This window comes from Desulfobacter hydrogenophilus, assembly GCF_004319545.1.
GTDB lineage: Bacteria > Desulfobacterota > Desulfobacteria > Desulfobacterales > Desulfobacteraceae > Desulfobacter > Desulfobacter hydrogenophilus.
The window spans coordinates 3,051,280-3,065,929 of the sequence record NZ_CP036313.1; the positions used below are offsets into that span (position 1 = coordinate 3,051,280).

At 46.6% G+C, this 14,650-nt stretch carries 10 protein-coding genes; 9 read left to right on the forward strand and 1 reads right to left on the reverse strand.

The window, feature by feature from the left end:
* The first annotated feature begins 47 nt into the window (after window positions 1-47).
* The 7 genes from resB to EYB58_RS23230 all read left to right on the forward strand — a co-directional run bounded on the left by resB (window position 48) and on the right by EYB58_RS23230 (window position 7,894).
* A complete protein-coding gene (resB, locus tag EYB58_RS13600) occupies window positions 48-1,418 on the forward strand; it encodes a cytochrome c biogenesis protein ResB (RefSeq protein WP_111956214.1) in 1,371 nt (456 codons plus the stop codon).
* A complete protein-coding gene (gene ccsB / locus EYB58_RS13605; protein WP_111956216.1) occupies window positions 1,415-2,248 on the forward strand; it encodes a c-type cytochrome biogenesis protein CcsB in 834 nt (277 codons plus the stop codon). The genes resB and ccsB overlap by 4 nt, the downstream gene beginning before the upstream one ends.
* Window positions 2,249-2,707: 459 nt before the next feature.
* Window positions 2,708-3,379 (forward strand): menaquinone reductase multiheme cytochrome c subunit QrcA, encoded by a 672-nt coding sequence (qrcA, locus tag EYB58_RS13610; protein WP_111956220.1) that lies wholly within the window; start codon window positions 2,708-2,710, stop codon window positions 3,377-3,379.
* A 44-nt stretch (window positions 3,380-3,423) separates the two neighbouring features.
* Window positions 3,424-5,544 (forward strand): menaquinone reductase molybdopterin-binding-like subunit QrcB, encoded by a 2,121-nt coding sequence (gene qrcB / locus EYB58_RS13615; RefSeq protein WP_111956222.1) that lies wholly within the window; start codon window positions 3,424-3,426, stop codon window positions 5,542-5,544.
* Window positions 5,545-5,575: 31 nt separating this feature from the next.
* Window positions 5,576-6,433 carry a menaquinone reductase iron-sulfur cluster-binding subunit QrcC gene (gene qrcC / locus EYB58_RS13620; RefSeq protein ID WP_111956224.1) on the forward strand — a complete coding sequence of 286 codons (858 nt, stop codon included), beginning with the start codon at window positions 5,576-5,578 and terminating at the stop codon, window positions 6,431-6,433.
* Between the two features lie 31 nt (window positions 6,434-6,464).
* Window positions 6,465-7,721: a menaquinone reductase integral membrane subunit QrcD gene (qrcD, locus tag EYB58_RS13625; protein WP_111956226.1), complete on the forward strand. Its 1,257-nt coding sequence runs from the start codon at window positions 6,465-6,467 to the stop codon at window positions 7,719-7,721.
* A 14-nt stretch (window positions 7,722-7,735) separates the two neighbouring features.
* Window positions 7,736-7,894: a hypothetical protein gene (locus EYB58_RS23230; RefSeq protein ID WP_165477771.1), complete on the forward strand. Its 159-nt coding sequence runs from the start codon at window positions 7,736-7,738 to the stop codon at window positions 7,892-7,894.
* Between the two features lie 129 nt (window positions 7,895-8,023).
* On the opposite strand, the gene fliD is transcribed toward EYB58_RS23230, so the two are convergent.
* Window positions 8,024-10,066, reverse strand: a complete 2,043-nt coding sequence (gene fliD / locus EYB58_RS13630; RefSeq protein ID WP_111956228.1) for a flagellar filament capping protein FliD — start codon at window positions 10,064-10,066, stop codon at window positions 8,024-8,026.
* Between the two features lie 599 nt (window positions 10,067-10,665).
* Here fliD and EYB58_RS13635 point away from each other — a divergent pair.
* Both EYB58_RS13635 and EYB58_RS13640 read left to right on the forward strand, forming a co-directional pair.
* Window positions 10,666-11,781, forward strand: a complete 1,116-nt coding sequence (locus EYB58_RS13635) for a FlgD immunoglobulin-like domain containing protein (RefSeq protein ID WP_111956230.1) — start codon at window positions 10,666-10,668, stop codon at window positions 11,779-11,781.
* A 72-nt stretch (window positions 11,782-11,853) separates the two neighbouring features.
* Entirely contained in the window at window positions 11,854-14,649 is a 2,796-nt protein-coding gene (locus tag EYB58_RS13640; protein ID WP_111956232.1) for a flagellar hook-basal body complex protein, read from the forward strand.
* Window position 14,650 lies beyond the last annotated feature (1 nt).

Below are 14,650 nucleotides of genomic sequence, written 5' to 3' on the forward strand. Positions count from 1 at the left end.
TGAAGCAGCCTTGGGGCTTTCGTATAAATTTTAGTGAAAGAATTGTTTTGAAACAAAAAGACAGCTTTGCCGATCAGATATGGATGTTTTTTGCCTCGGTGAAACTCACTGTTTATACCCTGGTGCTTTTAGCCGGAACCTCCATTATTGGGACTGTGATTTTGCAGAACGCACGTCCCGAAGCCTATATCAGGCTTTACGGCCAAGGGGTGTACAATATGATCCAGGTGCTTGATTTGGACAGGATGTATCAGGCCTGGTGGTTCCTGCTGCTCATGGTGGTATTATGCGTTAATATTGTTGTCTGTTCCATTGACCGGCTTTCGGCGACCTGGAAAATCATTTTCCCTAAAAATATTTCAGTCAATCCCAGGCGGTTTGAAAAAGCTAAAAATAGGCAGCAGTTTGACAGTCACCTTTCAATGGACCGCGTTGCGCGCCAGGCCAGACAGGTACTTGCCGGCCGGGCCGGCAAAGTGATTGAAAAGACAGAGGACGCGGGTCTGCTTTTGTATGCGGAAAAAGGCCGGTGGTCCCGTCTTGGGGTTTACGTGGTTCATGCAAGTGTGCTGATGCTGCTTGCTGGTGCCCTGATCGGGTCTGCCTTGGGATTTAAGGCCAACTTGCGTCTGGACGAGGGGCAAACTGCAGATACCGTGTTTGATAGCCATACACGGTTGCCCATAAAGCTGCCGTTCACGGTCCGGTGCAATGATTTTCAGGTTAAATTTTACGATACGGGGGCGCCGGATGAATTTAAATCCAGTTTGACCATCCTCGAAAACAACCAGGAAAGTTTTACGGAAAATATTTTGGTCAACCATCCGTTAAGGTATAAGGGTATCAATATCTTCCAGGCTTCCTACGGTGCAACCGCACCTGATGAAGCCGTGTTTGAAATCATTGACAGTGAAATCGGGGCAATTGAGACACACACCATAAAAAACGGCGGAGTTGTGTCACTGCCGGCTGGTGCCGGTAATTTTACATTTGAGGGGTTTGTGCCCCATTATGACTTCAACGGTCATGACCTTGGTGAGGCGTTTATCGGGCGCCTTGATACAACCGATGGCCGGAATGTTCAAATTGTTTTGCCCACCAAGTTTCCCACTTTTGATAAAATGCGTAAGGGCAGATTCACAATTGAGGTCAAATCCTGGGACCAGGCCTATTATACCGGACTTCAGGTAACAAAGGACCCGGGTGTTCCCTTTGTGTACACAGGCTTTCTTCTTATGATCATCGGCTGCTGGGTCACTTTTTTTGTTTCCCATCAGTCCGTGTGTATCGGCCTTGAACAAGCTGGATCCGGCAGTACCCGGGTGTGGGTCGCCGGCCGGGCCAACCGTAATGTCCAGAGTACCAATTTGACCGTCAAAAAACTTGTAAAGGAATTAAAGGACGTATCAGGCAAATGAATTCATCCCTGCTTTTATCGGCTGCAACATTTATCTATGCATTGGCATCGGTATTTTATATCGGATCTTTTTCGTTTAAAAAACAAGCGGTTGCCCGGTTTGGATTCTGGGTAATTGTTATCGGGCTCGTGGCCAATACCGGCGGGATTTTACTGCGCTGGATGGAGTCCTACCATATGGGATACGGGCATGCACCCTTTTCCAATATGTATGAGTCCCTGGTTTTTTTTTCATGGACTGCCGCGGCCCTCTATGTGTTTGTGGAATTTAAATACAAGGAAAGCATCATCGGCGTATTTGTCTCTCCCTTGATCTTTCTGGGTATTGCCTATGCCAGTTTTGATCCGTCTATCACGTCAAAAATCATGCCGTTGATCCCCGCACTTAAGTCCAACTGGCTGATTGCCCATGTAATTACCTGTTTTCTAGGGTATGCAGGCTTTGCCCTTGCCTTTGGGTTCAGTTTTATGTATTTCATCAAACCCAAAGATCCCGGGACAAAACGTTTGTTTGCAAAACTGCCGGACTGGGATACCATTGATGAACTGACCTACCAGATGATTGTTTTCGGGTTTCTTTTTCTGACCATCGGTATCATCACAGGTTCTGTCTGGGCCAATTCCGCCTGGGGCAAATACTGGTCCTGGGATCCTAAAGAAACCTGGTCTTTGATTACCTGGTTTATTTACGCCATTTTCCTGCATCTGCGGCTGATACGCGGGTGGTACGGGAAAAATCTTGCCCTTGTTTCCATCATCGGATTTATAGGGGTTTTGTTCACCTATTTCGGCGTAAATTTCCTTTTATCCGGGCTTCATAGTTACGGCTAAGGGATTCGGAAAAAATAGTTATCATAGATTTTGCGCTGAATTTTTATTCGTATTCAAAGCATAGCTCCGGACGCATACTCAAATATGTGTCCGGAGTTTTTTTTTAAAATTTTTACTATAGAAAATTACTCTATCTGCCTCCATCAAAATTTTTACGAAAAATTACATTTTGTCCGGTTATTCTTTTTAACGCCTTATATGATTGTATAAAAGATGCAAATAACCAAAGAAAATAATTTTGAATCCGTTTTTGTTCAGGCCGTTCCGGGGCAAGGGTTTCCCAATTAAACTTGACAAGGGAAACATATATTAATATAGAATGACCGAATTTGTATTTTCCGGACGTATTGCAGAAAATTGGCATGGCAAATGCTGTTCTGCGCAAAATATTGGCCTGGGGTTTATCCTCTGGCCGCAAAGGTATGGTAACATCAACATTTTAACATTGATGGAGTTTTCATGAGTGAACTAGAAAACAAAGCAAACGATGATCCTGGGGGGGGTGCTCACCACGGCATCAACAATGGTCCAGAAGATGACAAGGGGTTAGGCCTTGGCGTCATCTTTTTTATGGGGGCATTTCTGGTATGCTTCCTGTCGGGCTGGCTGCTGTTTCCAAAATTGCTTTATTCAAAAAAGGAGCAGCCTTTTAATTTCGATCACAGCCTTCATGTCGAAGAAATAGGTGATTGTGAAACTTGCCATTTTCTCAGAGAAGACGGTACATTCTCCGGAATTCCGGGCCTGGAATCCTGTATGGAATGCCATACGGATGAACCCATGGGAGAAACCGACGACGAAGCCGTGTTTGCAGAGGAGTATGTGGCCCAAGGAAAAGAAGTGCCCTGGCTGATTTATGCCAAACAGCCTGATTGCGTGTATTTTTCCCATGCAGCTCATATCGTTGCAGGCGGCATGGATTGTAAAACCTGTCATGGTCACATTGGAGAGACCTCATCTTCGCGGCCCTATGAGGAAAATAGAATTACCGGCTACAGCCGTGATATTTGGGGCAAAAATATCTGGGGGATCAAAAAGAATTCCTGGGATCGTATGAAGATGGATGACTGTGCGGATTGCCACCTGGAAGAAATGGGTCATAAAGGCTACTGCTTCCAGTGCCACAAGTAAGATACCTCAAGGACAAAAATTTCAAAGTTTATAAAGGATGACTTATGAAAATTGACAGACGAAGCTTCTTGGGATTGGGACTTGGCGCGGCGGCCGGCATCGCGCTTTCCCCTGTGGGTGTCAAGCTGACAGATGATTCTTCCATCTGGACCCAGAATTGGCCCTGGACCCCTGTCCCTGAAGACGGAGAAATAACCTATGACCGGTCCGTGTGCAGCCTGTGTCCAGGTGCCTGCGGTATCAGCGTCAGAAAAATAAACGGACGGCCTGTTAAAATTGAAGGCCTTGACGATCACCCCATTAATAACGGTGGTGCCTGTCTACACGGCATTGCCGGTCTGCAGTATCTTTATGATCCTGCGAGGATAAAAACCCCGTTAAAGAAAAACGGGAATAAATTTGAAAAAATTTCCTGGGATGAGGCCATCTCACTTGTGGCCGGGAAATTGGGTGAAATCCGTGAAAGCGGTACACCTGAATCCCTGGGGCTGATTTCCGGTGCCGACAACGGTTCCATGGCCCAGCTTTTTAGGCGGTTTATGGATGCGTTCGGCTCTCCCAATACGTATACCATGCCAAGCCTCGAATCCAATCTGGCGCTGACCGCTGCCGCCCTTCACAGCGCAGATCGAAGCCTTGGATTTGATATTGATCATTCCGATTTCATTTTAAGTTTCGGTGCGGCAATTATTGAGGGCTGGGGGTCACCTGTTGCCTGTATCCAGGCCAATGCGTCAAGGCATGAGCGCAAGGCCAAGCTTGTACAGGTTGATTACAGACTGTCCAATACGGCCAATGCCGCCGATAAAATCATTGCCGTGAAACCCGGCACTGAAGCAGATCTGGCCTTGGGTCTTTGTGCGGTACTGCTTGCAAAGACTAAGATTGCAAAGGATTCGCTTTCCGGGGACGTAAACAAGTTGGCTTTCTCTGCTATGTTGGAGAAAGAGTATACATCGGACAAGGTAGAGGCGATCACCGGTGTCAAAGCTGCGGATGTTGAGGCCCTTGCCATGGCGTTCATCAAGGCCAAAGCACCTGTGGCCGTGCCGGGAAAGGGCAGGGGAGATGTGGGGCAAAGCCTTCGTGAATTCGCCGCAGTCCAGGCCCTTAATGCCCTGGCAGGACGTCTGAATAAAGAAGGTGGTGTGTTTGTCATGTGGCCGGCCGGTTATTTAAAATTTCCCGAAAATGTAATGGACGATACTGCTGAACAGGGCGCAGGAAAGGCTAAACTTGCCGGTTCCGTTACTGAGTTGGTTGACAAGCTTGAAAAGGATGGCGGCCTTTCGGCCCTGTTTATTTATAATGCCAATCCCTGTTATGCTTTGAACAATACTGAAAAAGTCAAGGCCGCCATGGATAAGGTTGGATTCAAGGTCAGCTTCAGTTCTTTCATGGATGAAACAGCCCTTAAGTCTGATGTGATTTTGCCTGCATCCATTTTCCTTGAACGCCTCGAAGATGTCGTTTCCGGTGCCGGCCTTGCCAAAACAGTCGTGGGACTGTGTCGGCCCATGGTTAAGCCCGTATTTGACACTAAACATCCTGGCGATACACTGATCCTTCTTGCCCAGGCTATGGGCGACAGCATTGCTGAAGGTTTTTCCTGGGACTCCTATGAGGCGTGCCTTGAAGAAGTGACGGGCGACATTTGGGATACCCTGTCCGACGACGGGTATGTCGTCATTGATGACAAGCCGCCTGTGGGGACCCCTGTAACGGATTTTACTTTCCTTTCCTCCGCTCCCAAAATTGACGTTCCCATGGGTGAAGGCGATTTCACCCTGGTACCTGTTGATAAGATGCGGCTTGCCGGCGGTTCAATGATTTCTTCTCCTTTTGCTGTTAAAACCGTTTCCGATACGGTTCTTTCAGGCAAATACAGTGTTGTTGAAATTAATCCGGCCACTGCAGGCGCCTTGAAAGACGGTGATGTTGCTGTCCTTAAAACCGCCATGGGAACGGTAAAGGTGAAAATCGGCCTTAATGAAGGTATTATGGCCGGCGTGATCGGTATGCCAAGGGGACTTGGACATACCTTCAACAATCCTTACGTGGCCGGTAAAGGTGTCAATGTCAATGATCTGATCGGCCCGGTCATCGAGCCTGGTTCAGGACTGGATGCTGCCTTTGGAATTAAAGCCACCCTTTCCAAGGCGTAAACTGTTTACGAAATCATTTTAAGAGGTTCTGATGATAGAAAATAAAAAAGTCCATAAGTTCGGAATGGTTATTGATCTGGACAAATGCACGGGATGCGGTGCCTGCATGGTCTCGTGCATGTCCGAGAATAACGTTCCGTTTAAGGAGGATGAATCCAACAAAAAGGACAGCATCACCTGGATGCGGGTGTACAAACTGACCAATGGAAAGTCCTTCCCGGAAACTGAGATAGTTTACCTGCCCCGTCCCTGCCAGCACTGCGGCGGAATCGGTGACCATGGTCATTCTCCCTGCGTATCCGTATGCCCTGCCACTGCAACCGACTACGGTTATGATACAGGTATTGTCAGCCAGATTTATACCCGTTGCTTTGGCTGCCGGTACTGCATGGGGGCATGCCCGTACCATGCCAGATACTTTAACTGGTGGGATCCAAAATGGCCCGAGGGAATGGAAAAATACTTAAGCCCTAATGTGTCTCCGCGTATGCGCGGGGTGGTTGAAAAATGCTCCTTTTGCTACCACAGGTATCAGTTGGCCCGGGAACAGGCCATTGTCGAAGACCGTGAAATAGAAGAGATGGAGTATCAGACCGCCTGCACCACCGCGTGCCCGGCAGGCGCCATTGTGTTTGGTGACCTGAATAACCCGGCTCACAAGGTCCATCAGATCGTTAAACCCGATCCCCATCCTGACCCCATGAATCACAAGGTTGTGGGTAAATCCAGAAACCCGAAAGTTTTCAGGCTGCTTGAACGTCTTGGCACTAACCCCAAGGTGTATTACATGTCTGAGCGGGAATGGGTCAGAAAGGCCGGGGACAACTACCTTAAAGGTGAGTGGGAAAATGTTAAAACCCATCATGGGGCGTCTTCATCCCATGGTTAACTTGCATAAAACTATTTAGGAGTAATTAGATATGGATGATGCATTAATACCCGAAGGCGCCAAACGGTGTGCATTCCCGATATTCATGATTGGCATTATCATCGTGGGTGCTGTACTGCTTTGGGGCGTTTATGCCATGTTTCTGTGCTGGTTTAAAGGCCTGAATCAGACCAACATGAACGATTACTACGGATTTGCCCTGTGGATCTGGGCTGATCTGGCTGTCATTGCGGTTGGTGGCGGTGCTTTTTTCACAGGTCTTTTGAAATATATTTTCAAGGTTGATGATCTGAAAAATATTATCAACTTTGCCGTGATCATTGGCTTTATCTGCTACAGCTCAGCCTTGCTGATCCTGGCCATTGATATTGGGCAGCCGCTGCGCGGCTGGTTTATTTTCTGGCATGCCAATGTGCATTCCATGCTTACAGAGGTGGCCTTTTGTCTGTCCTGCTATTTTGCAGTACTGACCATTGAATTTATTCCCAATATCCTGGAAAATCGCCAGGTCAACAAAGTGCCGTTTTTTCACCACCTGGCGCACAACATGCACGGGGTGATGGCCGTATTTGCCGCCACCGGCGCTTTTTTAAGTTTTTTCCACCAGGGGTCCCTGGGTGGTGTGGCCGGCGTTATGTTTGGCCGTCCTTTTGCCTACCGCGAAGGCCTTTTAATCTGGCCCTGGACCTTTTTCCTGTTTACCTGGTCTGCCGCAGCATTTGGTCCCTGCTTCACCTTGCTGGTGACCAAGATTACGGAAATGATCACCGGTAAAAAGTTGGTGGGAGATAAAACCGTCAATCTGCTGGCAAAAATTTCCGGGTGGATGATTACCACCTATATTATTGCCAAGATCATTGATACCATTTACTGGGCGTTCGTAACCGCACCTTCCATGGGCTTTAAACTGGGCCATTTTTACAGCAACAACGGGTTCTACGGATACTGGATTCTTATTACCGAAGTGATTCTGTGCGGTGTTGTTCCGGGGCTGCTTTTGATTAATAAAAGCACCCGGGAAAATCCTGCCACCCGAACCATTGCCATCATTCTGGGCGTGATTGGTGTATGTCTGAACCGGTGGGTTATGGTGCTTCAGATCATGGCTGTGCCTGTGCTGTCCTTTGACACCTGGGCATTGTATATACCAAGCTGGCAGGAAGTGGCGACCACCATTTTACCTGTTGCTTACGGAATTATCCTGATCGCCGTTGCATACCGGTATCTGCCGGTATTTCCCCAGGAATTGGAACTTAACGAATCTGCCGACACGGCAGCTCAAAACTAATAAAGGAGGTTATAATGTTTCCCTTTTGTTTTGAATGGGCCTGGGACATCGGCCATTCAATTTTCTTTGGTGGATTCTGGTATGCCATTTCCATTTTAGGGGTAGGCATGACCTATTGCTTTCTTAAGGCGGCCTATGACACGGTCAATGATAAAGGTGATTCCCATCACTGAATAGGTTAATTAAGCAGAAACTTAAAAAGGCGGACTTTTAACTTAATTTAAAGATAAAAAGTCCGCCTTTTTTATGGGTTCAGCGGGGTGTTGATAGAATAGTCAGCCGATGGCCATTAAAGCCGATTTTTATTCATCACTTGTGGACATCATGGTGTCAATGTAGCTTTGTATATTGGCAATTTCTGAAAGATAAGAGTCCAGTTCCGTGTATTCTAATGCCATCCTTTCATATTTTTTTTCAATACGTTCCATATCCTCTTGATAATCTTCTCCCAGCCGACTCACCTTATCTTCAATGGTATCCATTTCATCTTGAAGATATCCACCGGACAAGGCATAGCTGCCAAAGGAGTCATTGAGTATATCCCCCAGTCCTTCTTCATCATCCGTACCCCTAAGCAAAGCAACGACCTCATCATAACTGTTGCTTAATATTTCATTCAGGGCGTCTTCGTCCAGGGTAAGGCTGCCGTCATTACTAATTTCAATACCAATGTCCAATAGGTTGGTGATAGATCCATTTGTATCCACAGTGCTTGTAATCAGATCCTGAAGGGTCTGCTCTAGCGTTCTAACGGTAGAGCTTTGGGCCAGAGTGCCCCAGCTTTCTTCCTCTTCGTTGTAATCATCATTCTCATCAATTTCAGTCAGCAGCGTGTTGTAGGTGTCAACAAGGGACGTTAATTCAGTTACAATGTCTTCGGTGTCATTTTCTACGGTAATGGTAGATGAACCCGTGGAGTAAAGTTTCAGGGCCACGCCATCGATAATGTCATTAATTCCTGTATTATCCTGGCGCTGGTAAGTGATGCCGTCAACGGTGAGCATGGCATTGAGCGAGGCATCCATTGGTGTTATAGTTTGGGACTCTGTGAATCCCAGGATGGCAGTTGCTGTACTGTTTGCATTTTCCCAGTCAAGGGTCACACTTTCAAGGGTTCCGGCCTCGGAAATTGACATTAAGCCTGTATCAGAGTCAATTTCCACCCGGTAATCTGAATTGTTTCCATCCTCTTTGGATGCATTTTCCAATGCTTTTTCAACCGCTTCGGCAAGTTCTTCTGGGGTTCCGTAATCCCCTGCATCAATATCTGCAGTTAATGAAACGGCTTCTCCGTCTTCATTCACCTCTTCAAAAGCAATGGTATTATTGGTGTCATCTATGGTTACGGCCGTTTCAAAGGAAATGGCGTTATCCCCGATCATGGCGTACCCTTCACCATTTGATTCGCTTAGACCTAAGCCATTCGGCTGATTCAAAATGGTGATTCTGCTGTCTTCTCCGGTATCATCGGCTTCCAAAACCAGCTGATAGGGGTTGTCTCCTGTGCCGGTATAAATGACCGTTGCCGTTACGCCGGGATTGTCTTCAGCTTCGTTAATACGTTCTGCTAAGTTTTCAAGGGAGATTTCTGCCGGTACTGAGAGGGTAAAAATTTCACCATCACCTACGGTGAATGAGAGCTCTTCTTTGGGTGCCGTGAATGAGGTAACCCCGTCCGATCCTTCGACGTTCACACGGCCATCTTCTCCTGTAACGCTGGTAGCGGAATCAATTTGAAGATGTATGCCGTCTTCATCTTCGTAGGTACTAGCTGTTACATATTGACTTATGGTTGCGTCATCATTGATGGCGGAAAGCAGACCCTCAACACTCATGCCCCCTGCGGTGCCGGTGATGGTAAATGTTAGCGGATCATCTTCGTTCCCGTAACTGATCGTCAGTGTCTCACCCTCTTCAAGAACCGTATTCGTCACGGTGCTGTAACTATCGCTGGATTGCTGGGTGGTGGGCACATAGACGGTGGCCGATTCAGATGCAAACCCATCTGACATGTATGAACTGGCAGATGCAAGACGGGAGGTGGCAACGTTGTGACTGCCGGTCTGTGTTCCGTCAAGTACCGTCGCCGTTGCTATGTCATCGTTAGATGAAGTTACGCTTCGGTAAAGATAGGTGGAAGATAAGGAGAGGTTCAACGCACTGGACTTCATGGACAGAAGCTCACTTTGAACTGAAGACAGAGCTTCCTCTTCAGCCTGCAGTTCTTCGATCTCATCCAGCGTCATTCCTGCAATGGTTTCATCCGCTTCCCGCTGGGTGTCTAACAGGCTTTGAAGATCAAGGTCAGACCCAAGTCCAAGTGAGGTGATGGTACCGGTTGCCATGATTTTTCTCCTTAAAAATATTATCAGCCATTGACAGGCAAATTCTTCCGCGTATTGAATCTCGTATCGCCCTTAGCGTATATATCCTTTAGATAACAAAATATCGTTTTAAATATATATCATACAATTAATTTTATATAATTATCTGTTTTTATTAATAATATTATCTTTTTTTTAGTACTAATAATATGATATTTTTTTAGTAAAATATTATCTGACTATTCGCTGTGCCCTTGTTCGTCATCTGAATTAGACTATTGGGATAGGTAAAAAATGCCACGTGTAAAATACAGAATGCAAACGGTTTAATATTTTCTGTGGGGATAAATATAAATTTTTATATCATTAGATTGTTTTCGAATATTGCTGTTATTTATCTTGTATCGTTTATTTAAAGTTAATTATTTAAGAACTAATCATATGAGTTATTTTAATATATCCGGCTGTATTTTTTAAGCGTAGGCCTTTTAGGCACTTTTCTTGGTTTAGTTAAGATCAAGGACAAGACCAGAGAAAGATCAGGATAAGTGACTTTAGCACTTTAAAACACCGAATCCATCATTAAAAGAATTTAATAATAACAGCCAGAGGAGGCAGTCATGTCTGATAGTTCGATACTTTCATCAATGGTTAACAGCTATGAGGCTTATGATGCTGAGACGACCTCAACAAGTGACACCGGTTCGGCAACTTCATTGGGCAACGAAGAATTTTTAACGCTTTTAGTGGCCCAGCTTGAAAATCAAAATCCCCTCGATCCGGCAGATACGGAACAGTTCACAGATCAGTTGGCCCAGTTTTCTCAGGTTGAACAGTTGATTAATATTAATGACAAACTTGATGAAATGGCAGGGGATGTTGAGGATTCCGAAAACGATATTGATGCCAATTCATTTGTAGGACTGACAGTAACCGCGACCGTGACTTCAATGACCATTGATAGCGGATCTGTAACTCCCGGTTTTTACGAGGTTGATGAACCTGCTGAGGTCATGGTGTATGTGTATGACTCCGATGGTACCAAGGTGGCCACGCTGTCCCAGGGTGAAGTTGAGGCCGGATCCTATCTCATCTCCTGGGATGGCACGGATGATGCTGGTAACAGTCTGGATGACGGTGAATATTCTTACGTGGTTATGGCCAATTCCGGGGACGGCTACAAAGAGGTAAAATCCTATCTGTCCGGAAACGTGGATGCGGTATCATACCAGGACGGTAAAGGATACCTGGTGATCAACGGCGTACTGGTGGATCCGGATGATGTTACCACCGTAACGCCTTCTTCGGCTTCGCCTTCCGGTGATTCGACTTCCGTTCTTGAATATCTTGGCACCACGGTCTCTTCCAGTTATCCAATTGTTCAGGTGGAAAACGGCGAGGTCCAGGGAGATGCACTAGGCTTTAGTCTGACAGCCGCATCCGATGTCAGAGTGACAATTTATAATGCTGATGATGAAGAAGTTGAGACCATTGAAATCTCAGCTGATGATACAACCACCGGAGAAAATGAGGTCACCTGGGACGGGCTGACAAGCAGCGGTCACGTGAGCTCCGACGGACTTTATTACTACAAGGTTACAGCGGATACAGGAAGAACCTCCATCGCTATTTCCGGAGATGTGAGTGCTATCACTTCCGTGGACGGTACCCAATACCTTGAAATTGGAGATACCGGACGTCTGGTATCTGTATCAAGCATAACCGCTGTTGAATAAAAACAGGCAGACGTACAAATTTTACCGGATCTACTCAATGAATAAAACTTTATCCATGCTAAGGAGGCCCCCATGTCATTAACCAGTTCCCTTTATGCCGGCACCAGCGGGTTAGGCAACACAGGCAATGCACTTCAGGTCACAAGTAATAATATATCAAATATCAATACACTTGGATTTAAAAAAGGAACCGCTACCTTTGCCGATACCCTTTACCAGACCATCGGCACCAATGCCGGTGCTTCCCAGGTGGGGCTTGGTATGAACGTTGACAATGTTGCCCAGGTGTTTACCGATGGCTCCCTTGAAACCACAAGTAATGCAACGGACCTTGCCATTGGCGGGGATGGTTTCTTTGTTGTTTCCGAATTAGGATCTGAGGAAACTTTTTATACAAGGGCCGGTAATTTCTCATTTGATCAAGACGGCGCGCTTGTCACTTCCGAAGGGTATATTGTCCAGGGGTGGTATGTTGAAGGCGATACTGGAGAGGAATACGGGGCCGTTACCGACCTGATATTGACCGAGTTTACAAGCCCGCCGGATGATACGGAGGAAATTACGGTAATTACCAATCTGGATTCCGATGCCGAGTCTATGGCCACGGTTTTGTCCAATCTGTTTGAATATGATGAGGAAGACGGCACTACGGTGGATTCGGATGGTTATGAATACCAGACTGTGGTCACGGTTTATGATTCCCTGGGTTCTTCCCATGAAGTTACTATTTACTACGATAAGAAATCCGATACCGATTGGGAATACATTATTGCCACGGATCCCGATGAAGATAATCGTGCCCTTGTGGCAGATACGGACGCTGCAGGACTTCTGGCAAGGGGCACCATTTCCTTTTCCGAAAGTTCTGGTGAAATCGTTACCATGACCATGGAAGAACTCACCGGGTTGATTGGCAACGTGGTCTCATCTGGAAACAATGCCGTGGACGACGTGCATTTTGAAATTGAAGATTCCGAGGTCATTCAGTTGGATGGTTACGGCATTTCAATGACATATGACGGTGAAAACTGGGTCCTTGATGAAACTAACTTGCCGACCGCATATGAAGACGCAGAGATTATCTATTCTGATGCGAATACCGTTTATTTGGTGCTTGATCCTGAATCCAGCGGTGGAGACGAAGAGGCGGATGTAAAAATTTCCCTGGATGAATATGCCATGTCCGGGGATACTCTCACCTTTGATGTTAATGATCCCACGGAACTGCATGTTCAGGATATTGAAAATGCAGTTTACGTGGGCGATGTCTACAACAATACTACGGTGTCCATTAACGACCCCAGTGTGATGACAACAGATGCTGAAGACCTTTCCATTATCTGGAACCCGTACACTGAAACCTGGTCCTGGAATAATCCGGACGGTGCTACAGCCGATCCCGATCCGACACTGATCTCTGAAGTGAGCTTTGAATTGGACTCGGCTATAATAGATACGGAGACTTTAGTTGACAAGGGAATCTCTTACTCGGAGAAGGATGTAAGTGCGATGTCCATGGTGGCCGATGTCAGTTTGTATTGGGACGGGTCGGCATGGGACTGGAACGAGGACTTAAAAGAGACTGATCTTCAAGATGGGCTATCCTACGATGAGGAGTACTTCGGTAGTTTGGAAGTGAGCGACATAACATCCGGTAGTGAGGGTGCCGGAATCCTGGCTACCGTCTATACCGTTACATATGATCCTACGGCTACTCCTACCTGGACCGGTGAATCGGATTCCACTTCCACTCAAAGCATAGACGTCGAGGAGTCGACTGATGGTTCGGTGCTGACGCTAACCATCTACGATGATCCTTCAAGCGATCCATCTACCATAGAAATTACCTTGGATGACGATACAACACTGTCCACTACAGACTCTGAATCTTTCAGCTTTACTATTGTTCCAACACCCCCTGCCGAATATGCAAATGCGAAAATTTCCACTCCCACCACCAGTACTTACAATATTGAGATTAACTTCAACGAGGAGGACGATTTCGACGATGCCGAAGTTACCATAGACGTAGACGCCCATCTCGCATCAGGAGTCCTGGTAGACGGTGATAAGCTTACTTTTAAGGTGGACCCTGATACCCCGCCGTCAGAATACAGCGATGCAACCCTTTCAGGCGACGCCACATATTGTTCCATCGACCTTGATGGGTCCGGCAATGAGGATGATAAGGAAGACATTGTCTTCACGTTTGACGAAGAGCTTAAATCCGGCACAGACACCGATCCTTTGGAAGACAGAAGTGTTATTACCTTTGATATTGAAGGCTCCACTTCATGGCGCACAGTGACATCCGACGAGGCGGAAGATACAGGATATCTCCAGTTTACGGCTGATTTTCTCGGCGGCGAGTTCGGCGCAACAGAAATGGACATCTCATTTAATATCGGGTCAAAATTTGACGGCAACAACTGGGTTAATGATTCATTATCCTCCACCCAGTACGCCACTTCTTCTTCCACCACATACCAGGATGCAGACGGTTATGCATCAGGGGATCTCACCGGGATTGGAGTGGAATCCGACGGCCTTGTCTCCGGTAGCTATTCAAATGGCCAGGAGATCGCCTTGTTCAAAGTTGCGTTGGCAGACTTTAACAATGTAAACGGCCTTGAAAATGAGGGTGGCAATCTTTATTCAGCCACAACGGAAAGCGGGGCAGCCATCACCAATAAACCCGGGGAAAACGGCCTTGGCACCTTGTCATCCTATGCTCTTGAGATGTCCAACGTGGATATTTCCGAGGAATTTGTTGACATGATTACCCTGCAGACTGCTTATGAAGCCAATGCTAAAATTATTACTACCGTGGATGAGATGATGACCACGGTCATAGGCATGAAACGATAGC

Excerpts from the sequence above, each read along its gene's own strand:
- ccsB (WP_111956216.1), top strand. The coding sequence starts at position 1,415 with ATGAATTCATCCCTGCTTTTATCGGCTGCAACATTTATCTATGCATTG.
- qrcA (WP_111956220.1), top strand. The coding sequence starts at position 2,708 with ATGAGTGAACTAGAAAACAAAGCAAACGATGATCCTGGGGGGGGTGCT.
- qrcB (WP_111956222.1), top strand. The coding sequence starts at position 3,424 with ATGAAAATTGACAGACGAAGCTTCTTGGGATTGGGACTTGGCGCGGCG.
- qrcC (WP_111956224.1), top strand. The coding sequence starts at position 5,576 with ATGATAGAAAATAAAAAAGTCCATAAGTTCGGAATGGTTATTGATCTG.
- qrcD (WP_111956226.1), top strand. The coding sequence starts at position 6,465 with ATGGATGATGCATTAATACCCGAAGGCGCCAAACGGTGTGCATTCCCG.
- EYB58_RS23230 (WP_165477771.1), top strand. The coding sequence starts at position 7,736 with ATGTTTCCCTTTTGTTTTGAATGGGCCTGGGACATCGGCCATTCAATT.
- fliD (WP_111956228.1), bottom strand. The coding sequence starts at position 10,066 with ATGGCAACCGGTACCATCACCTCACTTGGACTTGGGTCTGACCTTGAT.
- EYB58_RS13635 (WP_111956230.1), top strand. The coding sequence starts at position 10,666 with ATGTCTGATAGTTCGATACTTTCATCAATGGTTAACAGCTATGAGGCT.
- EYB58_RS13640 (WP_111956232.1), top strand. The coding sequence starts at position 11,854 with ATGTCATTAACCAGTTCCCTTTATGCCGGCACCAGCGGGTTAGGCAAC.